This is a genomic window from Wenjunlia tyrosinilytica (assembly GCF_014646055.1).
Taxonomy (GTDB): Bacteria; Actinomycetota; Actinomycetes; order Streptomycetales; family Streptomycetaceae; genus Wenjunlia; species Wenjunlia tyrosinilytica.
This window is the reverse complement of the sequence record NZ_BMMS01000002.1, coordinates 255,978-276,352: the sequence shown is the minus strand read 5'-3', so window position 1 is coordinate 276,352 and position 20,375 is coordinate 255,978. Positions and strand designations below refer to the sequence as shown.

General features: G+C 70.9%; 17 protein-coding genes and 2 pseudogenes. 17 read left to right on the top strand and 2 right to left on the bottom strand.

All coding sequences use genetic code 11. From position 1 onward, the window contains the following. Nucleotides 1-16 precede the first annotated feature (16 nt). From murD to IEY86_RS03390, 10 genes are all read left to right on the top strand, one after another. The gene (gene murD, locus IEY86_RS03435) at nt 17-1,459 is read left to right on the top strand and encodes a UDP-N-acetylmuramoyl-L-alanine--D-glutamate ligase (protein ID WP_229698138.1); all 1,443 of its coding nucleotides are present in this window, start codon (nt 17-19) and stop codon (nt 1,457-1,459) included. A 23-nt stretch (nt 1,460-1,482) separates the two neighbouring features. Then, nucleotides 1,483-2,856, top strand: coding sequence for a putative lipid II flippase FtsW (ftsW, locus tag IEY86_RS03430; protein WP_189129963.1), 1,374 nt, complete (start codon nt 1,483-1,485; stop codon nt 2,854-2,856). Between the two features lie 6 nt (nt 2,857-2,862). Next, nucleotides 2,863-3,957, top strand: coding sequence for an undecaprenyldiphospho-muramoylpentapeptide beta-N-acetylglucosaminyltransferase (murG, locus tag IEY86_RS03425; protein ID WP_189129962.1), 1,095 nt, complete (start codon nt 2,863-2,865; stop codon nt 3,955-3,957). A gap of 32 nt (nt 3,958-3,989) precedes the next feature. Continuing rightward, nucleotides 3,990-4,817: a cell division protein FtsQ/DivIB gene (locus tag IEY86_RS03420; RefSeq protein ID WP_189129961.1), complete on the top strand. Its 828-nt coding sequence runs from the start codon at nt 3,990-3,992 to the stop codon at nt 4,815-4,817. A gap of 270 nt (nt 4,818-5,087) precedes the next feature. After that, on the top strand, nt 5,088-6,323 hold the full coding sequence (gene ftsZ, locus IEY86_RS03415) for a cell division protein FtsZ (protein WP_189129960.1): 1,236 nt from the start codon (nt 5,088-5,090) through the stop codon (nt 6,321-6,323). Between the two features lie 12 nt (nt 6,324-6,335). Beyond that, nucleotides 6,336-7,070, top strand: a complete 735-nt coding sequence (pgeF, locus tag IEY86_RS03410; protein WP_189129959.1) for a peptidoglycan editing factor PgeF — start codon at nt 6,336-6,338, stop codon at nt 7,068-7,070. A 3-nt stretch (nt 7,071-7,073) separates the two neighbouring features. After that, nucleotides 7,074-7,793, top strand: a complete 720-nt coding sequence (locus IEY86_RS03405; protein WP_189129958.1) for a YggS family pyridoxal phosphate-dependent enzyme — start codon at nt 7,074-7,076, stop codon at nt 7,791-7,793. Between the two features lie 121 nt (nt 7,794-7,914). After that, nucleotides 7,915-8,463, top strand: a complete 549-nt coding sequence (locus tag IEY86_RS03400; protein ID WP_189129957.1) for a cell division protein SepF — start codon at nt 7,915-7,917, stop codon at nt 8,461-8,463. 50 nt (nt 8,464-8,513) lie between these two features. After that, nucleotides 8,514-8,801, top strand: coding sequence for a YggT family protein (locus IEY86_RS03395; RefSeq protein WP_189129956.1), 288 nt, complete (start codon nt 8,514-8,516; stop codon nt 8,799-8,801). A 45-nt stretch (nt 8,802-8,846) separates the two neighbouring features. Then, nucleotides 8,847-9,893, top strand: coding sequence for a DivIVA domain-containing protein (locus IEY86_RS03390; protein WP_189129955.1), 1,047 nt, complete (start codon nt 8,847-8,849; stop codon nt 9,891-9,893). Between the two features lie 242 nt (nt 9,894-10,135). Here the strand turns inward: IEY86_RS03390 and ileS are convergent, their stop codons facing one another. Next, nucleotides 10,136-13,282 (bottom strand): isoleucine--tRNA ligase, encoded by a 3,147-nt coding sequence (ileS, locus tag IEY86_RS03385; protein WP_189129954.1) that lies wholly within the window; start codon nt 13,280-13,282, stop codon nt 10,136-10,138. 460 nt (nt 13,283-13,742) lie between these two features. Between ileS and IEY86_RS36145 the strand changes: the two are divergent. The 7 genes and pseudogenes from IEY86_RS36145 to IEY86_RS03360 all read left to right on the top strand — a co-directional run. Continuing rightward, a pseudogene (locus IEY86_RS36145) lies at nt 13,743-14,933 on the top strand (histone H1-like repetitive region-containing protein); the annotation flags it as partial. Between the two features lie 333 nt (nt 14,934-15,266). Continuing rightward, the gene (locus tag IEY86_RS36140) at nt 15,267-16,058 is read left to right on the top strand and encodes a TraR/DksA family transcriptional regulator (protein WP_229698137.1); all 792 of its coding nucleotides are present in this window, start codon (nt 15,267-15,269) and stop codon (nt 16,056-16,058) included. Between the two features lie 35 nt (nt 16,059-16,093). Beyond that, the gene (gene lspA / locus IEY86_RS03375) at nt 16,094-16,726 is read left to right on the top strand and encodes a signal peptidase II (RefSeq protein ID WP_189129953.1); all 633 of its coding nucleotides are present in this window, start codon (nt 16,094-16,096) and stop codon (nt 16,724-16,726) included. A gap of 24 nt (nt 16,727-16,750) precedes the next feature. Next, nucleotides 16,751-17,692, top strand: a complete 942-nt coding sequence (locus IEY86_RS03370; RefSeq protein ID WP_189129952.1) for an RluA family pseudouridine synthase — start codon at nt 16,751-16,753, stop codon at nt 17,690-17,692. Continuing rightward, on the top strand, nt 17,685-18,194 hold the full coding sequence (locus IEY86_RS03365; RefSeq protein ID WP_229698119.1) for a GNAT family N-acetyltransferase: 510 nt from the start codon (nt 17,685-17,687) through the stop codon (nt 18,192-18,194). Before IEY86_RS03370 ends, IEY86_RS03365 begins: the two co-directional genes overlap by 8 nt. An 89-nt stretch (nt 18,195-18,283) precedes the next feature. Next, nucleotides 18,284-18,519: pseudogene (locus IEY86_RS37970) on the top strand (Na+/H+ antiporter); the annotation flags it as partial. Between the two features lie 62 nt (nt 18,520-18,581). Next, on the top strand, nt 18,582-19,142 hold the full coding sequence (locus tag IEY86_RS03360) for a dienelactone hydrolase family protein (RefSeq protein ID WP_229698118.1): 561 nt from the start codon (nt 18,582-18,584) through the stop codon (nt 19,140-19,142). Here the strand turns inward: IEY86_RS03360 and IEY86_RS03355 are convergent. Then, on the bottom strand, nt 19,057-20,334 hold the full coding sequence (locus tag IEY86_RS03355; RefSeq protein WP_189129950.1) for a mechanosensitive ion channel family protein: 1,278 nt from the start codon (nt 20,332-20,334) through the stop codon (nt 19,057-19,059). The genes IEY86_RS03360 and IEY86_RS03355 overlap by 86 nt on opposite strands. Nucleotides 20,335-20,375: the final 41 nt, after the last annotated feature.

Genomic DNA, 20,375 nt, shown 5'->3' with positions numbered 1-20,375 from the left:
CAGCCCCGGGCCCCTCCTGCCCGAGGGCGGGCAAGGAGGGCAGAGCTCGACCCGACAGCAGGCGTGGGCCGGGCAGCACGTCTGTGTCGCGGGGCTGGGGGTCTCCGGCGTCAGTGCCGCACGCGCGCTGCTCGGCCTGGGCGCGTCCGTCACCGTCGTGGACGGCGGCGAGGGGGAGCGGCTGCGCGAGCGCGCCGACGAACTCGAGAAGGAGGGCGCCGCGGTACGCCTGGGCGCCGCGGACACCCTTCCCGAGGGCACCACGCTGGTGGTCACCTCGCCCGGCTGGAAGCCGGACAGCCCGCTGTTCACCGCCGCCGCGCGGGCGGGCGTCGAGGTGTGGGGCGACGTCGAGCTGGCCTGGCGGCTGCGCGGCCCGGACGCCGCCCCGTGGCTCGCCATCACGGGCACCAACGGCAAGACCACCACGGTGCAGATGCTCGCGTCCATCCTCACCGCCGCCGGGCTGCGCACCGCGGCCATCGGCAATGTGGGAACGCCCGTCCTGGACGTCGTCCTGTCCGGTGAGCACTACGACGTCCTCGCCCTGGAGCTGTCCAGCTACCAGCTGCACTGGGCGCCGTCGGTCCGCGCCCACTCCGCGGCCGTGCTCAACCTCGCCCCCGACCACCTCGACTGGCACGGCTCCATGGAGGCGTACGCCGCCGACAAGGGCCGCGTCTACGAGGGCAACGAGGTCGCCTGCGTCTACAACGTCGAAGACCCCGCCACCGAGGACCTCGTCCGCGAGGCCGAGGTGGTGGAGGGCTGCCGTGCCATCGGCTTCACCCTGGGCACCCCCGCCGTCTCCCAGCTCGGCGTCGTGGAGGGGATCCTGGTCGACCGCGCCTTCACGGACCGGCGGCAGACCGAGGCCCAGGAGCTCGCCGAGGTCTCCGACGTGAAGCCGCCCGCCCCGCACAACATCGCCAACGCCCTCGCCGCCGCTGCCCTCGCCCGCGCCTTCGGGGTCCCCCCGGCCGCCGTGCGCGACGGGCTGCGCGCCTTCCGCCCGGACGCCCACCGGATCGCCACCGTGGCCACCGTGGACGGCATCACCTACGTCGACGACTCGAAGGCGACCAACACCCACGCCGCCGCCGCGTCCCTGGCCTCCTACCGGCACGTGGTGTGGATCGCGGGCGGTCTGGCCAAGGGCGCCACCTTCGACGAACTCGTCCAGGGCGCCCGCGGCCGCCTGCGGGCAGCGGTGCTGATCGGCGCCGACCGGCAGCTGATTCACGACGCTCTGACGCGACACGCGCCGGATGTGCCGGTCGTCGAGCTGGACCGGACCGACACTGAAGCGATGGCGGCGGCGGTCCAGGCCGCGACGCGGCTCGCCCAGCCCGGGGACACCGTTCTCCTGGCCCCGGCGTGCGCCTCGATGGACATGTTCGCCAACTACGGCAAGCGCGGCGACGCCTTCGCCGCCGCCGTGACCGCCATGGAGGCATAGGGCCTTTTTCCGGAGGGGAAACGATGCCGCAGCAGCGAGCGGGAGGGCTGCGCGCGCGGCGCGCACGTGTCCCTTCGGCGCGTCCGCCCGCCCGTCAGAGCGGACCCCGCTTCTCCCTCAAGGCGGGCCCCAGGGCCTCCTCGGGGGCGTCGGCGAGTCCGTTCGGCGGGCTGCGGCGGACCGTCCACCAGATGCGCCGCACCATGGACCGGCCACTGACCGCCTACTACCTGATCCTCGGCGGCAGCCTGCTCATCACCGTGCTCGGCCTGGTGATGGTCTTCTCCGCCTCCCAGATCAAGGCGCTCCAGGCCGGCCTGCCGTCCACGTACTTCTTCGTCAAGCAGCTGTTCGCCGCCGCCCTCGGCTGCGGCCTGCTCCTGCTGGCCTCCCGGATGCCGGTACGGCTGCACCGGGCGCTGGCCTACCCCCTGCTGTTCTGCTCGGTCTTCCTGATGACGCTCGTGCAGCTGCCCGGGATAGGGCGCTCGGTCAACGGCAACCAGAACTGGATCTACCTCGGCGGACCGTTCCAGCTCCAGCCGAGCGAGTTCGCCAAGCTCGCCCTCATCCTGTGGGGCGCCGACCTGATCGCCCGCAAACAGCGGATGAACCTGCTCACGCAGTGGAAGCACCTGCTGGTCCCCCTGGTGCCCGGGGCGATGATGCTGCTGGGCCTGATCATGCTCGGCGGGGACATGGGCACCGGGGTCATCCTCGGGGCGATCCTGTTCGGCCTGCTCTGGCTGGCCGGTGCCCCCGGGCGTCTGTTCGGCGGCACCCTCGGCATCGCCGCGGCCCTGGCGCTGGTGCTGATCAAGACCAGCGCCAACCGGATGGGGCGCCTGGCCTGCCTCGGCGCCACCGAGCCCGGACCGCAGGACCAGTGCTGGCAGGCCGTGCACGGAATGTACGCTCTGGCCTCGGGCGGATGGTTCGGCAGCGGCCTCGGTGCGAGTGTGGAGAAATGGGGCCAACTCCCCGAACCGCACACCGACTTCATCTTCGCCGTGACCGGGGAGGAACTGGGTCTGGCGGGGACGCTGTCAGTACTCGCCCTCTTCGCGGCTCTAGGCTATGCGGGTATCCGCGTGGCCGGACGCACGGAGGACCCCTTCGTCAGGTTCGCCGCGGGAGGCGTGACAACGTGGATCACGGTCCAGGCCGTGATCAACATCGGTGCTGTGCTCGGCCTGCTGCCGATCGCCGGAGTCCCCCTCCCGCTGTTCTCCTACGGAGGCTCCGCGCTGCTGCCGACCATGTTCGCCATCGGAATGCTGCTCTCCTTCGCGAGGAGCGAACCGGCTGCGCGAGCGGCACTGGCCATGCGGGGACCAGGGGTGCTAACTCGAACCATGGGGCGGCTCGTCAAGAAGCGGCCGCCCGGAGAGCGGTGAATTTCGGTGCATGTCGTGCTCGCCGGCGGGGGGACCGCCGGCCACATCGAGCCCGCGCTCGCCCTCGCGGACGCCCTGCGCAGGCAGGACCCGACCGTAGGGATCACAGCGCTCGGCACGGAGAGGGGCCTGGAGACCAGGCTCGTCCCCGAGCGCGGTTACGAACTGGCGCTGATCCCCGCCGTGCCGCTGCCGCGCAAGCCCACCCCCGAGCTGATCACGGTTCCCGGGCGGCTGCGCGGCACGATAAAGGCGACCCAGGACATCCTGGAGCGCACCAAGGCGGACTGCGTGGTCGGCTTCGGCGGCTACGTCGCACTGCCCGGCTACCTCGCCGCCAAGCGCCGCGGTGTGCCGATCGTCGTCCACGAGGCCAACGCCCGCCCCGGGCTGGCCAACAAGATCGGCTCCCGCTACACCGACTTCGTGGCGGTCAGCAGCCCCGACAGCAAGCTGCGCGGTTCCCGCTACATCGGCATCCCGCTGCGCCGCTCCATCGCCACCCTGGACCGCAACCGCGTCCGGCCCGAGGCCCGCGCGGCGTTCGGCCTCGACCCGAACCTGCCGACGCTGCTGGTCTCCGGCGGCTCCCAGGGCGCGCGCCGCCTGAACGAGACCGTGCAGGCCGTCGTGCCCCGCCTCCAGCAGTCCGGTGTGCAGGTCCTGCACGCGGTCGGCCCGAAGAACGAGCTGCCCGTCATCGACAACATGCCGGGCATGCCGCCGTACGTCCCCGTGCCGTACGTGGACCGGATGGACCTCGCCTACGCCGCCGCCGACATGATGCTGTGCCGCGCGGGCGCCATGACCGTCGCCGAGCTGTCCGCCGTGGGACTGCCCGCCGCGTATGTGCCGCTGCCGATCGGCAACGGCGAGCAGCGCCTGAACGCCCAGCCGGTCGTCAAGGCGGGCGGCGGGCTGCTGGTGGACGACGCCGACCTCAGCCCCGACTGGGTCATCGGCAATGTCCTGCCCGTGCTCACCGACCCGCACCGGCTCTACGAGATGAGCCGCGCCGCCTCCGAGTTCGGCCGTAGGGACGCCGATGACCTCCTCGTCGGCATGGTGTACGAGGCTGTGGCCGCCGGACGGGCACGATAGGTCCTCCGGCGAGGATGTGAGGGACGGCGAGCGTGGCGGGACCGACGACCAGTGACGTTGCGGGGGAGGGCCGCAAGGCCGGGACCGGGAACACCGGGGGAGCGCAGGACGCGCCGCGCCGCCGTCCGCGTCTGACGGCGGCCATCGCGCGAAGGCGCCGGCTGCTGGCCGTCCTGGTCCCCCTCACCGTCCTGGTGGGCGGGGGCACTTGGGCGGTCTACGGCACCTCGCTCCTCGAAGTGCGCGACGTCGCGGTCTCCGGCACCCGGGTGCTCGACCCGGCCGAGGTGCGCGGGGCCGCCGCCGTCCCGCTCGGCGGCCCCCTCGCCGACGTCGACACCTCCGCCGTCGAACGGCGGCTTCGCGAGCGGCTTCCGCGGATCGAGTCCGTCGAGGCCGACCGGTCGTGGCCGCACACCCTGCGCCTGGTGGTCACCGAGCGCAGGCCCGTCGCCGTGGTGCGCCACGGCTCGGGCTACAGCGAGGTCGACCGGACCGGGGTGCGCTTCGCCCATGTCTCCCGGGCCCCGAAAGGCGCTCCGCTGGTGGAGTTGAAACTCGACGAGCCGGGCTCCCCTCCGTCGCCGAGCCTGCGTCACTTCGGCACCCAACGGCTTCTGCGCGCGGCGGTCGTGGTCGCCTCCGCGATGCCGGAAGCCGTGCGCGGGCAGGCCACCTCCCTGGAGGTGCGCTCCTACGACGACATCAGACTCACCCTCACCGGGGAGCGCACGGTGGTGTGGGGGAGCGCCGAACTCGGGTCCGAGAAAGGCAAGGTGCTCACCTCGCTCCTCAAAGCCGTGCCGGGCGCCCGGCACTACGACGTGAGCGCCCCCTCGGCCCCCGCGGCGGGGAATTGACCCGAGTTGGCCGTCGTTCGGCTGATCACATAGGGTCAAAAGAAAAACGGGAGGTTCGGCGTGTTCATTGAACGCGGCCCGCTTGTCGACTTAGTGTCCTGTCTCAACAGTGCATGAGAGACGGCTTACTGATAACCCTAAACCTCAAGGTTAGGGTTCGGGTCGCGGTCCGGAGCCCGTCAGGCCCGGCAACACGCAGATCCAACGGCATGAGTCGCTGAAACGCATCACGCGTCGGCGGCACGTAACTCGAGGCGAGAGGCCTTCGACGTGGCAGCACCGCAGAACTACCTCGCAGTCATCAAGGTCGTCGGAATCGGCGGCGGTGGCGTCAACGCCATCAACCGGATGATCGAGGTCGGTCTCAAGGGCGTCGAGTTCATCGCGATCAACACGGACGCCCAGGCTCTGCTGATGAGCGACGCCGACGTCAAACTCGACGTCGGCCGCGAACTCACCCGCGGACTCGGTGCGGGCGCCAACCCCGATGTCGGCCGCAAGGCCGCCGAGGACCACCGCGAGGAGATCGAGGAGGTCCTCAAGGGGGCCGACATGGTCTTCGTGACCGCGGGTGAGGGCGGCGGCACCGGCACCGGCGGCGCCCCCGTCGTGGCGAACATCGCCCGCTCGCTCGGCGCCCTCACCATCGGCGTGGTCACCCGCCCGTTCACCTTCGAGGGCCGCCGCCGCGCCAACCAGGCCGAGGACGGCATCGCGGGGCTTCGCGACGAGGTCGACACGCTCATCGTCATTCCCAACGACCGCCTGCTGTCCATCTCGGACCGCCAGGTCAGCGTCCTCGACGCCTTCAAGTCCGCCGACCAGGTACTCCTCTCCGGTGTGCAGGGCATCACCGATCTGATCACCACACCGGGCCTGATCAACCTCGACTTCGCCGACGTCAAGTCCGTGATGTCCGAAGCGGGGTCGGCCCTCATGGGCATCGGCTCCGCCCGCGGCGACGACCGGGCGGTCGCCGCGGCAGAGATGGCGATCTCCAGCCCGCTCCTCGAAGCCTCCATCGACGGCGCCCGCGGTGTGCTGCTGTCCATCTCCGGCGGCTCCGACCTCGGCCTCTTCGAGATCAATGAGGCGGCCCAGCTCGTCAGCGAGGCGGCCCACCCGGAGGCGAACATCATCTTCGGCGCCGTCATCGACGACGCCCTCGGCGACGAGGTCCGGGTCACGGTCATCGCGGCCGGGTTCGACGGCGGCCAGCCGCCCACCAAGGGCGCCCGGGACAAGGTGCTGGGCTACAGCGGCGGTGGGCGGACCGACGAGCCCGCGAGCCCGCCACCCACACGGCTGAACGCCCAGCCGGAGCCCCCCCGCGTCCCGTCGTTCGGCAGCCTCGGCAGCGTGACCCCCCGTCAGGAGGAGCCCGCCCCCGCCGAGACCGCCTCCGAGGTGCCCCCGGCCCCGGCCGCCCCGCCCCAGGTCCCGGCCTCCCGTCCCTACCAGGACACCCCGGCCGAGGAACTGGACGTTCCCGACTTCCTCAAGTAGGCCCAGTCCCCCGTGATAGGGCAGCAGTTCTCCCGAGGCGGCGCGCACTTCGCCTTCACCGACAGGTGGGGCGGGGTGAGCGCCGCTCCGTACGACCGGCTCAACCTCGGCGGCGCGGTGGGCGACGACCCCGACGCGGTGCGGCACAACCGCTCGCTCGCCGCCAAGTCGCTGGGCCTCGAGCCGGGCGATGTCGTCTGGATGAACCAGGTGCACGGGCGCGACGTCGCCGTCGTCGAGGGCCCGTGGACGGGTGCGGTGCCCGAGGTCGACGGGATCGTCACCGCCCGCCGGGGACTCGCGCTCGCCGTCCTCGTCGCCGACTGCACCCCGGTCCTGCTCGCCGACCCGGCGGCGGGGATCGCGGCCGCGGCGCACGCCGGCCGCCCGGGTCTGCTGGCCGCAGTGGTCCCCGCGACCGTGGAGATCATGTGCGCATTGGGTGCGGATCCCTCCAGAATCGTGGCCGCTACCGGCCCCTCCGTCTGCGGCGCCTGCTACGAGGTCCCCGAGGAGATGCGGGCCGAGGTCGCGGCCGCCGTCCCCCAGTCGTGGTCGACGACGAGCTGGGGAACCCCGGCGGTCGACGTCGCGGCGGGTGTGCATGCGCAACTGTCCGGTCTTGGCGTGCCAAGCGGTGAAAAATCCCACATCTGTACGCTCGAATCGAGCGATCATTTTTCGTACCGGCGTGAGCGCACCACAGGACGTCTCGCCGGATATGTCTGGTTGAGTGGAGCGGAATAGAACGTGAGCGAGCGCAAGGCTCAACTTGCCGCGAACCTCGCCGGGACCGAGGAGCGGATAGCCTCCGCGTGCGTCGCCGCCGGCCGCGCGCGCAAGGAGGTGACCCTCGTCGTGGTCACCAAGACGTACCCCGCGAGTGACGTCCGGTTGCTGTCCGAACTCGGCGTCGAGCATGTCGCGGAGAACCGCGACCAGGACGCCGCCCCCAAGGCCGCCGAGTGCGCATCGCACTCTCTGACCTGGCATTTCGTCGGCCAACTCCAGACCAACAAGGTCCGTTCGGTCCTCGGCTACGCCGACTACGTCCACTCCGTCGACCGGCTCCGGCTCGTCAACGCGCTGTCCGCGGAAGCACTCCGGAGGGAACGTGAGGTGGGGTGCCTGATCCAGGTCGCGCTCGACTCCGAGGCGGGCGCGGAGCGGGGCCGCGGAGGCGCCGCCCCGGAGGAGGTCGAGGCCCTCGCGGACGCCGTCGCCGAAGCGGAGGGGCTGCGCCTCGAAGGAGTGATGGCCGTGGCCCCCCTCACCGGGCCGTACCAGGGGCAACCGCGTGCGGCGTTCGACAGGTTGACGGAAATCGCATCCAGCCTGCGCGAGGCCCATCCTGCTGCGAACATGGTCTCCGCGGGTATGAGCGGGGACCTGGAGGAGGCCATCGCGGCCGGAGCGACACATGTACGCGTCGGTACTGCGGTACTCGGCGTCAGGTCCCGGCTCCGGTAACGTCACGAAGAAGTCGGACCACAGCAAAAAATCATGGTCTGCCTCGCGTGTCGCGGGGTAGGCCTGTGGATCGTGGGACCAGTGGCGGGGCCGATCCACCACAGACCGGAGGATTCAGAGCATGGCCGGCGCGATGCGCAAGATGGCGGTCTACCTCGGCCTCGTGGAGGACGATGGTTACGACGGCCGGGGGTTCGACCCCGACGACGACTTCGAGCCCGAACTGGAGCCCGAGCGGGTACCGCGGCAGCAGGAGGAGCCGGCGCGTGTCCCGCACGTGCCGGCACGGCAGGAGCCGCGAGTGGCGCCAGTGGCATCCATCACACCTGAGCGCCACAGTCTGGAGAAGAACGCACCGGTGATCATGCCCAAGGTCGTGTCCGAGCGAGAGCCGTACCGAATCACCACGCTTCACCCACGGACCTACAACGAGGCCCGTACCATCGGGGAGCACTTCCGTGAGGGGACCCCCGTGATCATGAACCTCACGGAGATGGACGACACCGACGCAAAGCGACTTGTCGACTTCGCGGCGGGACTCGTCTTCGGTCTGCATGGCAGTATCGAGAGAGTGACGCAGAAGGTGTTCCTTCTGTCGCCTGCTAACGTCGATGTCACGGCGGAGGACAAGGCCCGCATCGCCGAGGGCGGGTTCTTCAACCAGAGCTGAGCCCGGCCCACGGTCCCGGGTCCTGAAACGAGTGGGGAGAGGAAAGCACGATGAGCGTCGCGATGGAGGTGCTCTACATCGTGCTGATGTGCTTCCTGGTCGTCCTGATCTTCCGATTGGTGATGGACTACGTCTTCATGTTCGCCCGCTCGTGGCAGCCTGCGAAGCCGATGGTGGTAGTCCTCGAGGCCACCTACACTGTCACCGATCCGCCGCTCAAGCTTCTGCGGCGGTTCATTCCGCCGCTGCGTCTCGGGGGCGTGGCGCTCGACCTGTCCTTCTTCGTACTGATGATCATCGTCTACATCCTGATTTCCGTCGTGGGGAGCCTGATGTGAACGATGCAGGCTGCCAGTTGTCGACGATCACGTTGAGGTGAAGAGATGCCGCTGACCCCCGAGGATGTTCGGAACAAGCAGTTCACGACCGTCCGTCTCCGCGAAGGCTATGACGAAGACGAGGTCGATGCCTTCCTCGACGAGGTTGAGGCCGAGCTGACCCGACTGCTCCGGGAGAACGAGGACCTGCGGGCGAAGCTTGCCGCCGCGACTCGTGCCGCTGCGCAGAATCAGCAGCAGCAGATGCGCAAGCCCGAGCCGCAGGACCGGCCCAACGGCCCGGTGCCCGCCGCCATATCCGGCCCGCAGCCGGTGCCGCCGCAGCACATGGGTCCGCCTCAGCTTCCGGGTGGCGCTCCCCAGCTTCCGGCCGGTCCTGGAGGACAGCTCCAGGGACCGGGCGGACCCGGCGGTCAGTTCCCCGGCCACGGTCCCCAGGGTCCCCCTCAGCACATGCCGCAGCAGGGCCCCGGTGGCGACAGCGCCGCCCGCGTGCTCTCGCTGGCGCAGCAGACCGCGGACCAGGCGATCGCGGAGGCCCGTTCCGAGGCCAACAAGATCGTCGGCGAGGCGCGCAGCCGCGCCGAGGGCCTCGAGCGCGACGCCCGCGCCAAGGCCGACGCGCTGGAGCGGGACGCGCAGGAGAAGCACCGTGTGGCCATGGGCTCCCTCGAGAGCGCCCGTGCCACGCTGGAGCGCAAGGTCGAGGACCTGCGCGGCTTCGAGCGCGAGTACCGCACCCGTCTGAAGTCGTACCTGGAGAGCCAGCTGCGCCAGCTGGAGAACCAGGCCGACGACTCGCTGGCTCCGCCGCGGACCCCCGCGACGGCCTCGCTGCCGGGTCCCTCGATGGGCGGCATGGGAGCGCCGTCCATGGCTCCGGCCGGTGCCGGCGCGATGGGCCACACCATGGGGGGCAACCACTCCATGGGCGGCAACCAGCAGATGGGCGGCCACACCGGCGGCCACGGTCAGCAGATGGCCCCCTCGATGACGCAGCCGATGGCTCCGGTCCGCCCGCAGGCGCCGCAGCCGTTGCAGCAGGCTCCCACGCCGATGCGCGGCTTCCTCATCGACGAGGACGACAACTGACCCGCAGGACGCGGTAGGCGGCAAGCGGCAAAGGGCCGGGCCCCCGGGAGTGATTCCCTGGGGGCCCGGCCCTTTGCCGCGCGTTGTGCGGGGCTCCTCCGCAAACGCCTCCCGGACGCTTGAGCAGCGCATTCGCACGGGCACGAGGAGCGCGTCCGCAAGCCGCTTCGGCACACGAGGAGGCCGCGTCCACCGGGCAGGTGGACGCGGCCTGTGTGCGGGTTCCCGGGGCCCTTCGGGACCTACGGCCGCGTGGTCCTGCGCAGGCGGAAGGTCAGGCCCAGGGGCTCGTCCGTGAACGGCTCCCCGAAGCTGTCGTCGGCCTCTCCGCGGGCGAAGTCAAGGGCGAGAACCTCCTCCGCCACCAGAACCGCATGTTCGGAAAGCGCCTCGGCCGTCTCCTCGTCGCGGGACTCCCAGCGCAGCGCGATCCGGTCGGCGACATCCAGTCCGCTGTTCTTGCGGGCCTCCTGGATGAGCCGGACCGCGTCCCGGGCCAGGCCCGCCCGGCGCAGCTCCGGGGTGATGTGCAGATCGAGGGCGACGGTCGCTCCGGACTCGTTGGCCACTGCCCAGCCCTCGCGCGGGGTCTCGGTGACGACGACCTCGTCGGGGGAGACGGCGACCTGCTCGCCGTCGACCGTGACCGTGGCGGTGCCGTCGGCGCGCAGGGCGGCCGACAGGGCAGCGGCGTCCGCCTCGGCGATGGCCCTGGCCACGGGCTGGGTGCCCTTGCCGAAGCGCTTGCCCAGCGCGCGGAAGTTCGCCTTGGCGGAGGTGTCCACCAGCGAGCCGCCGACCTCGCTGAGCGAGGCGAGCTCGGCGACGTTCAGCTCCTCGGCGACCTGGTCGCGCAGCTCGGGGTCGAGCGTCGCGAAGCCGGGAGCGGCGATCAGCGCCCGAGAGAGGGGCTGGCGGGTCTTCACGCCGGAGTCGGCCCGGGTGGCCCGGCCCAGCTCGACCAGGCGGCGCACCAGGGCCATCTGCTCGGGCAGTCCGGGGGCGATGAGCGCCTCGTCCGCGACCGGCCAGGAGGCCAGGTGCACCGAGTCCGGGGCGTCCGGGGTGACCGGGCGCACCAGGTCCTGCCAGACCCGCTCGGTGATGAACGGCACCAGGGGGGCCAGCAGGCGGGTGACGGTCTCGACGACCTCGTGGAGCGTCGCCAGGGCGGCCGGCTCGCCCTGCCAGAACCGGCGGCGAGAGCGGCGCACGTACCAATTCGACAGGTCGTCCACGAACGACGAGAGCAGCTTGCCCGCGCGCTGGGTGTCGAACGACTCCATGGCGGCCGTGGTCTCGCGCACCAGGGAGTTCAGCTCGGAGAGCAGCCAGCGGTCCAGCAGCGGACGCTCGGCCGGGGCCGGGTCGCTCGCGCTGGGCGCCCAGCCGGAGGTGCGGGCGTACAGGGCCTGGAAGGCGACGGTGTTCCAGTAGGTCAGCAGGGTCTTGCGGACCACTTCCTGGATGGTGTTGTGGCCGACGCGGCGCGCGGACCAGGGAGAGCCGCCCGCGGCCATGAACCAGCGCACGGCGTCGGCGCCGTGCTGGTCCATGAGCGGGATGGGCTCCAGGATGTTGCCCAGGTGCTTGGACATCTTGCGGCCGTCCTCGGCGAGGATGTGGCCGAGGCAGACCACGTTCTCGTAGGACGATTTGTCGAAGACGAGCGTGCCGACCGCCATCAGCGTGTAGAACCAGCCGCGGGTCTGGTCGATCGCCTCGGAGATGAACTGCGCCGGGTAGGTGCGCTCGAAGACCTCCTTGTTGCGGTACGGGTAGCCCCACTGCGCGAACGGCATGGAGCCGGAGTCGTACCAGGCGTCGATGACCTCGGGGACGCGCGTGGCGGTCCGCCCGCAACCCTCGGAGGGGCAGGGGAAGGCCACGTCGTCGATGAACGGCCGGTGCGGGTCCAGGGAGGACTGGTCGCGGCCGCTGAGCTCGGTCAGCTCGGCGCGTGAGCCGGCGCAGGTGAGGTGGCCCTCCTCGCAGCGCCAGATCGGCAGCGGGGTGCCCCAGTAGCGGTTGCGGGACAGCGCCCAGTCGATGTTGTTGTTCAGCCAGTCGCCGAACCGGCCGTATTTCACGGTCTCGGGGAACCAGTTGGTGTTCTCGTTCTCCCGGAGCAGGGCGTCCTTGATCGCGGTGGTGCGGATGTACCACGACGGCTGCGCGTAGTAGAGCAGCGCGGTGTGGCAGCGCCAGCAGTGCGGGTAGCTGTGCTCGTAGGGCACGTGCTTGAAGAGCAGGCCGCGGGCGGCCAGGTCGGCCACGAGGTGCTCGTCGGCCTTCTTGAAGAAGGTGCCGCCGACCAGGTCGACGCCCTCCTCGAAGGTGCCGTCGGGGCGGACCGGGTTCACCACCGGCAGTCCGTAGGCCCGGCAGGTCTTGAGGTCGTCCTCACCGAACGCGGGGGACTGGTGGACCAGGCCGGTGCCGTCCTCGGTGGTGACGTAATCGGCGTTGACGACGTAGTGGGCGTCCGGGATCTCGACCAGGTCGAACGGGCGGCGGTACGTCCAGCGTTCCATGTCGCGGCCGGTGAAGGACTCCCCGGTGGCGGTCCAGCCCTCGCCGAGGGCCTTGTCCAGCAGCGGCTCGGCGACGACGAGCTTCTCGGTGCCGTCGGTGGCCACGACGTAGGTGACACCGGGATGGGCGGCGACAGCGGTGTTGGACACCAGCGTCCAGGGGGTCGTCGTCCAGACCAGCAGGGCGGCCTCGCCCGCGAGGGGGCCGGAGGTCAGAGGGAAGCGGACGAAGACGGAGGGGTCGACGACCGTCTCGTAGCCCTGGGCGAGCTCGTGGTCGGACAGGCCGGTGCCGCAGCGGGGGCACCAGGGGGCGACGCGGTAGTCCTGGACCAGCAGGCCCTTGTCGAAGATCTGCTTGAGCGACCACCAGACGGAGTCGACGTACTCGGGGTCCATCGTCCGGTACGCCTGGTCGAGGTCGACCCAGTAGCCCATGCGCTCGGTGAGCTCGGCGAACGCGCCCACGTGGCGCAGGACGGACTCGCGGCACCTGGCGTTGAACTCGGCGATGCCGTACGCCTCGATGTCCTGCTTGCCGGAGAAGCCCAGCTCCTTCTCGACGGCCAGCTCGACCGGGAGGCCATGGCAGTCCCAGCCCGCCTTGCGGGTGACGTGGTGCCCCTGCATGGTCTTGAAGCGCGGGAAGACGTCCTTGAAGACGCGGGCCTCGATGTGGTGGGCGCCGGGCATGCCGTTGGCGGTGGGCGGGCCCTCGTAGAAGACCCACTCGGGCTTGCCGTCGCTCTGCTCGAGGGAGCGGGCGAACACCTTGTTCGCGTGCCAGAACTCGAGCACCTCGTGCTCGAGCGCGGGCAGGTCGACCTGGGCGGGGACCTGGCGGTACTGCGTCATCGGTTCTGCCTCCGGCGGAAAGAGCTGTCCGACGGAGGGACGAGAGCGCGTGCTCCCGCGGTACCACCCTCCTTGACCGCGGACTCATGGGTCTGCGGCCCCCTCATTGGGGTCGCGATGCCGGTTCTACTCGCTCGTGCGGGAGCTTTCCTCCGGCGGCTCCGGGGTGATCTTCACGTCGCGCAGGCCCCCGGGCTCACACCGTCCCCGGGTCGCTCTCGGCTGCTAGCGGCGCTACTCGTCCCCTTCCACGCCTTTCGCAGGCACCAGTGTACGGGGAACGGGGGAAAGGCCGCGCCGAGATTACGGGCTCGGCAGATGGGCACAAAGCAGGCAGGTCATCTGCCTTAGGGCTGGGTGGGTGGGAAGGCGGCGCGCCCCGTTGCCGAAGGACTGGAGTCGATTTATCGTTCCGGCACGGTTCGCGAGCAAGATCACAATATGTGAAGGGGTCGCGGCGATGGTGGACAAGAGCAAGGCGGGCACCGGGGCTGCCCCGCGGTCGGCCGCCGAGCGGGCCGCCACCAGGCCTGCGGCGAGGAAGAAGAACACCACGACGAAGAAGGCGACGACCACGGCCAGGACAGCGACGGGGAAGGTGACGGCGGGGGCGAAGAAGGCCACGGCCACGGCGAAGAAGGCGGTCGCGGGGGCGAAGCGGGCCATGACGAGAAGGGCCGCGGGCGGGGCCGCGGGCACGCCTGCGGAGAAGAGCACGGCGAAGAAGGTCGCGTCGAGGAGGACACCCGCGACGAGAGCGGCGGCGACGAAGGCGGCCGCGACTGAGGCGGCTGGGGAAAAGTCGGCGGCGACGAGGTCGGCGGGGGCGAAGAAGGCCGTGACGAGGACGGCCGCGGGCGGGGCCGCGGGCACGCCTGCGGAGAAGGACGCGGCGAAGAAGGTCGCGTCGAGGAGGACACCCGCGACGAGAGCGGCGGTGAAGAAGTCGGCGGCGACGAAGACAGCCGCGACTAAGGCGGCGGTGAAGAAGTCGGCGGCGACGAAGGCGGGCGCGACTGAGGCGGCTGGGGAAAAGTCGGCGGCGACGAGGTCGGCGGGGGTGAAGAAGGCCGTGACGAGGACGGCCGCGGGCGGGGCCGCGGGCACGCCTGCGGAGAAGAGCACGGCGAAGAAGGTCGCGTCGAAGAAGACACCCGCGACGAGAGCGGCGGCGACGAAGACGGCCGCGAAGAAGACAGCCCCGAAGAAGACAGCCCCGAAGAAGACGGCGGTGAAGAAGCCGTCGGCGACTAAGGCCCCCGCGACGAAGACGGCCGCGACTAAGGCGGCGGTGAAGAGGTCGGCGGCGACGAAGACGGTCGCGACCGAGACAGCCGCGAAGAAGACGGCGGTGAAGAAGCCGTCGGCGACTAAGGCCCCCGCGACGAAGACGGCCGCGACGAAGGCAGCCGCGACTAAGGCGGCGGTGAAGAGGTCGGCGGCGACGAAGACGGTCGCGACCGAGACAGCCGCGAAGAAGACGGCCGCGAAGAAGACAGCGGCCAAGAAGACAACGGCCAAGAAGTCGGTGGCGAGGAAGACAGCGGGCGCGGCGACCGGCGCCAAGAAGTCGGTGGCCAAGAAGACAGCGGCCGCGACGACCGGCGCTACGAAGACGGCGACGGCGAAGACGGCGGCGAAGAAGGCTCCCGCGAGGAAGGCTCCGGCGAAGACGACGGCGCGGGGGACGGCGGCGGGGACCAGGGCCGCCGGAACGGCCGCGGGGGAGACCGCGACGGGGACGACGTCCGCGAGGAAGCCTGCGGCGCGGAAGACTTCGGCGGCCAAGACGTCCTCGGCCGGGGTCATGGCTGCCGGGACCGGTGACGTCGAAGCAACGGCGTCGAGGTCAGCGGCGAAGACTCCTGCGAAGAAGGCGTCGCCGAAGTCCGCTGCCCGGAAGACCTCCGCGGCCGGGGTCAGGGCGCCAGGGACCGGTGAGGGCCGGGCTGCGGCGGTGAAGCCCGCCGTCAAGAAGCCCGCCGTGAAGAAGGCCGCTGCCAAGAAGGCCCCCGCGAAGGGTGCCGTCAAGAAGCCCGCCGCCAAGAAGTCCGCCGCCGCGGGCGGGGTCCCGGCGGCGAAGAAGGCTGCGTCCAAGAAGGCCCCCGCGAAGGCCGCCGCGGGCAAGAGCGCTGCGGTGAAGACCTCCGCGAAGAAGGCCGCCCCCGGCAGCACCGCTGCCAAGAAGGCTGCCCCTGGCAGCACCGCTGCCAAGAGGGCCGCTGCCGCGGGCGGGTCGAAGACCGGGAATCACCAGACCCAGAAACAACAGAAGACGGGAGCCAGGTCAGTGGTGGCGAAGAAGAGAGCGACTGCTGTTCGGACTCCGGCTCCCGCCGGATCCGCCGTGCCGAAGGCACGGGCTGCGGCCGGGGTGGAGCCCGGCGAGCTGCCGGTCAGGACCGGTGAGGACCCGTGGACCACGGAGGAGGTCGAGGAGCTGCGTGCCGGGCTCCTCGCCGACGTCGAGCGGCTCAACGGCGAGATCACCGCCGCCCAGGAGTCGATCTCCGGACTCCTGCGGGACTCCGGCGACGGCGCCGGTGACGACGACGCGGACACCGGCACCAAGAACATGTCCCGCGAGCACGAGATGTCCCTCGCGAACAACGCCAGGGAGATGCTCCGCCAGAACGAGCACGCCCTCGGACGCCTGGAGACGGGCACCTACGGCTACTGCGAGTCCTGCGGGAACCCGATCGGCAAGGCCAGGCTCCAGGCGTTCCCCCGCGCCACCCTCTGCGTGGAGTGCAAGCAGAGGCAAGAGCGCCGCTGAGCCCGCTCGGACGTGTGTGTCGTACCCTCGTTCTCGTGACGAAGGCGGAGCAGACCATCAGTACGCCCGAGGATGCCGAGACGGAGGCGCCCGAGCAGGCGCGGCCGAACGGCAGGCGCCGGATCATGACGTTGCTCGTCGTGGCCGCCTTCGCCTACGGCATTGACCTGGTCAGCAAGATGCTCGTGGTCTCGAGGCTGGAGCACCGCGCACCGATCGAGCTGATCGGGCAGTACCTCCAGCTCGAGGCCATCCGCAACGCCGGAGCCGCCTTCGGCATCGGCGAGGCGATGACCGTCGTCTTCACACTGATCGCCACGATCGTGATCGTTGTGATCGCCAGGATCGCCCGCAAGCTCTACAGCCTGCCGTGGGCGATTGCGCTGGGGCTCCTGCTCGGCGGAGCGCTGGGCAACCTCACCGACCGCATCTTCCGCTCTCCGGGGATCTTCCAGGGCAAGGTCGTCGACTTCATCGCTCCGGCGCATTTCGCCGTGTTCAACCTCGCCGACTCCGCGATCGTCTGCGGCGGCATCCTGATCGTCCTGCTGTCCTTCCGCGGCTCCTCCCCGGACGGCACCATTCACAAGGACGTTCGCAAGGACGTCCACGAGGACGTTCACAACGACGTTCACAACGACGTCCACAGGGACGTTCACGAGGATTGAGCGGGGTCCGGCATACTCGACGGGGTGAGCACGCTTCCGCAGACCCGCACCCTGCCCGTTCCCGACGGCCTCGAAGGCGAGCGTGTCGATGCCGCACTCGCCCGGATGTTCGGCTTCTCCCGCACCAAGGCGGCCGAGCTCGCGGCCTCGGGGAAGGTTCTGCTGGACGGCGCCTCGGCGGCCAAGTCGGACCGGGTGAGCGCGGGCGCGTGGCTCGAGGTGGAGCTCCCGCCGCCCCCGGCGCCGGTGCGGGTCGTCGCGGAGCCCGTTCCCGGTATGACGATCGTCCATGACGACGATCATGTCGTCGTGGTCGACAAGCCGGTCGGCGTGGCCGCGCACCCCAGCCCCGGCTGGACGGGTACCACCGTGATCGGTGGCCTCGCCGCCGCCGGCTACCGCATCTCCACCTCCGGAGCCTCCGAGCGCCAGGGCATCGTCCACCGGCTGGACGTCGGCACCTCCGGCCTGATGGTCGTCGCCAAGTCCGAGATCGCCTACACCCTGCTCAAACAGCAGTTCCGCGACCGGACCGTGGACAAGCGCTACCACGCCCTGGTCCAGGGCCACCCCGACCCGATGCGCGGCACCGTGGACGCCCCGATCGACCGGCATCCGAACCACGACTACAAATGGGCCGTCGTGGCCAACGGCAAGCCGAGCGTCACGCACTACGACGCCATCGAGGCGTTCCGCGCCGCCAGCCTGCTCGACATCAAGCTGGAGACCGGCCGCACCCACCAGATCCGGGTGCACATGTCCGCGCTGCGCCACCCGTGCGTGGGCGACCTGACCTACGGCGCCGACCCGACGCTGGCCAAGCGGCTGGGCGTCTCCCGGCAGTGGCTGCACGCCGTGCGCCTGGGGTTCGAGCACCCGGCCGACGGGCGCTGGGTGGAGTTCGAGAGCGAGTACCCCGAGGATCTCGCGGGGGCGCTGGAGATGGTGAGGGCGGAGAGTGCCTGAGCGGGGAACGCCCGAGCGGGGAGGGACGTCCGGCGAGGCGGCGGTGAGGGTCGCCGACGAGGCGGAGATCGAGGCGGTGCACGCCATCCGCAAGGAGGTCTTCGTCGTCGAGCAGGGCATCCCCGACGAGGCCGAGTGGGACGCGTACGACGGCGCCGACCTGGGGACCGTCCACCTGCTGGCCGCGGACGCGGACGGCGAGCCGCTGGGCACCGTCCGCATGCTGACCGGAGCGGTCGCCTCCGCCAAGAACGGCGGCCACGAGCGGGACGCCGTCCTCGGCCGTCTCGCCGTCCTCGGCGCCGCCAGGGGCACCGGTCTCGGCGCCACGCTGGTCCGTGCCCTGGAGGCCGAGGCGCGGCGGCTCGGCCTGGCCGGGGTGTACCTGGAGGCGCAGGTCCAGGTGGTGCCGTTCTACGAGCGCCTGGGATACCGCGGCTTCGGCCCGCTGTTCGACGACGGCAGCGGCATCCAGCACCGGGCGATGCGCAAGGCGCTGTAGCGAGCCCCTGCGCTCGGCCATCGTGGTGGTGCCGTTCGCGGGGCGGCTGAGGCTGCCCTCACCCCTGCTGATGAGGTTGTTCGGGGCCGCGCAACACCGACCTGCTCGCCAAGATCAGCCCGGACGCCTGGAGCGAGGAACAGCGCGAGTCATTGCGGAAACGTTCCGAGCGGCTCAAGCGCTACCGGCAGATCGAGGGCGAGATGCTCTCCGCGGCCCGGCACGAGGTGCTGGGCCCCGCTCCGAGCCCGGAGCCGACCCCGAGCTCGTGGACCGCGTGCTGCGCCGTCCGGACCTGCGCAGCATGCGCGACTGGGAGACGTGACCGAGCGCCTGAGAGGATGGGCGGACAGGTCCGAGGAGAGGTTGGGACGAGGCGTGGCTCGGTTGGTGCTTTTTCACTCGGCCTACGGGCTGCGGCCCGCGGTGAACGCGGCGGCGGAGCTGCTGCGGGGCGCCGGGCACGAGGTGCATGTGCCGGACCTGTACGACGGCCGGGTGGTGGACACGGTCGAGGAGGGGATGGCGATCCGCGAGGAGATCGGCACCGATGAACTCCTCAAGCGGGCCGTCGCCGCCGCCGCGCCCCTGTCCGACGAGGGCCTGGTGTACGCCGGATTCTCGCTCGGCGGGGCTCTGGCGCAGCATGTCGCGCTCGCCGACAGCAATGCCCGGGGCCTGCTGCTGATGCACGGCACCGCGGACATCGCCGACGACACCTCCACGGAGCTGCCGGTGCAGCTCCATGCCGCCGAGCCCGACCCGTTCGAGACCGAGGACTGGCTCAACGCCTGGTATCTGCGGATGCGCCGGGCCGGGGCCGATGTGGAGGTGCACCGGTACCACGGCGCCGGGCATCTGTTCACCGACCCCGATCTGCCCGACTGGGACGATCGGGCTGCCGCTCGTGCGTGGGCTTGCGCGATGGGCTTTCTCGCCGACCTGTGACCGTGCTGCCGGGGGCCGCGAACGCGCTCGCGGAGGGGCGCCGCTCGGCGAAGAACCTGCCCTCCGAGGTCTGCGGGTCCCCGAAGGCCCGAAGGCCGTCGGCGGTCCGCCGGTCCTGCGCGATCTCCCCGGCCCCATTGCCTGTGATGGCCGGATTGCCGGTGATGGCCGGTGACGTCGTGATCCGGGGCAGGGACTCGGGATGGTGGTCGCGGACGAACGCGATGAGTTTCTCGCGCACCTCGCAGCGCAGGTTCCACAGGGCGTCGGGGTCCTTCGCCGTGACCAGGGCGCGCAGTTGGATGGTCGAGGGGGTGGTGTCGGTGACCACCAGGCCCCAGGACCGCCCGTCCCACTGGGAGGAGGCCTCGACCACCCGGCCGAGCTCCTCGCGCAGCTCGTCGACCGGGGTGGCGTGGTCGAGGTGCAGGAAGACGGTGCCGGTCATCCGGGGGTCGCGGCGCGACCAGTTCTCGAAGGGCTCGCCCGCGAAGTGGGACACGGGCATGACGATGCGCCGCTCGTCCCATGTGAGAAGCACCACATAGGTGAGGGTGATCTCCTCCACGGTGCCCCATTCGCCGTTGAACACCACGACGTCGCCGATGCGCACGGAGTCACCGAAGGCGATCTGCAGCCCGGCGAACAGGTTGCCCAGCGTGGACTGGGCGGCTATGCCGACCACGATGCCGAGCACCCCGGCCGAGGCCAGGACGCTGGTCCCGGCGGCTCGGGCCTGCGGGAACGTCATCAGCATCACGGCGATGGCGATGACCGTGACGGTCATGGTGAGGATGCGCCGGATCAGGGTCACCTGGGTACGCACCCGGCGCACCCGCGCGTAGTCACGGCTGACCGCCGCGTACCTGGTGATGGACGGTTCGACGACGGCGGACAGGACACGGGAGGCCAGCCACGCGCTGAAGGCGATCGTGGCCAGGGCGAGGCAGTGCTGGATCACCGCCTGATGGCCCCTTACCAGCCCCGAGGTGGGCCGGACGGCCGCGAGCGTGGCGGTGGCGACGGTCAGCTGCAGGGGTATGCGGCAGCGGCGCAGCAGGGGCCACAGCGGTGTGTGCGGGTGCCGCCGCGCCGTGCGCCGCAGCACCCGGTCGACCAGCCATCCCACCAGGCCGGTGAGAACGAGGGCACTCGCCGTGGCGATCAGAGGTCTCAGGAGGCTCTCGGTCATCCCCCTCGGCTATCCGGAATCGCAGGGGGCATGCATGTGCC

Bases quoted from the DNA above. Each gene is read 5' to 3' on its own strand.
- ftsW (WP_189129963.1), top strand. From the start codon at position 1,483: ATGCCGCAGCAGCGAGCGGGAGGGCTGCGCGCGCGGCGCGCACGTGTC.
- ileS (WP_189129954.1), bottom strand. From the start codon at position 13,282: ATGACGCAGTACCGCCAGGTCCCCGCCCAGGTCGACCTGCCCGCGCTC.
- IEY86_RS03355 (WP_189129950.1), bottom strand. From the start codon at position 20,334: ATGACCGAGAGCCTCCTGAGACCTCTGATCGCCACGGCGAGTGCCCTC.
- IEY86_RS03400 (WP_189129957.1), top strand. From the start codon at position 7,915: ATGGCCGGCGCGATGCGCAAGATGGCGGTCTACCTCGGCCTCGTGGAG.
- IEY86_RS03390 (WP_189129955.1), top strand. From the start codon at position 8,847: ATGCCGCTGACCCCCGAGGATGTTCGGAACAAGCAGTTCACGACCGTC.
- IEY86_RS03395 (WP_189129956.1), top strand. From the start codon at position 8,514: ATGAGCGTCGCGATGGAGGTGCTCTACATCGTGCTGATGTGCTTCCTG.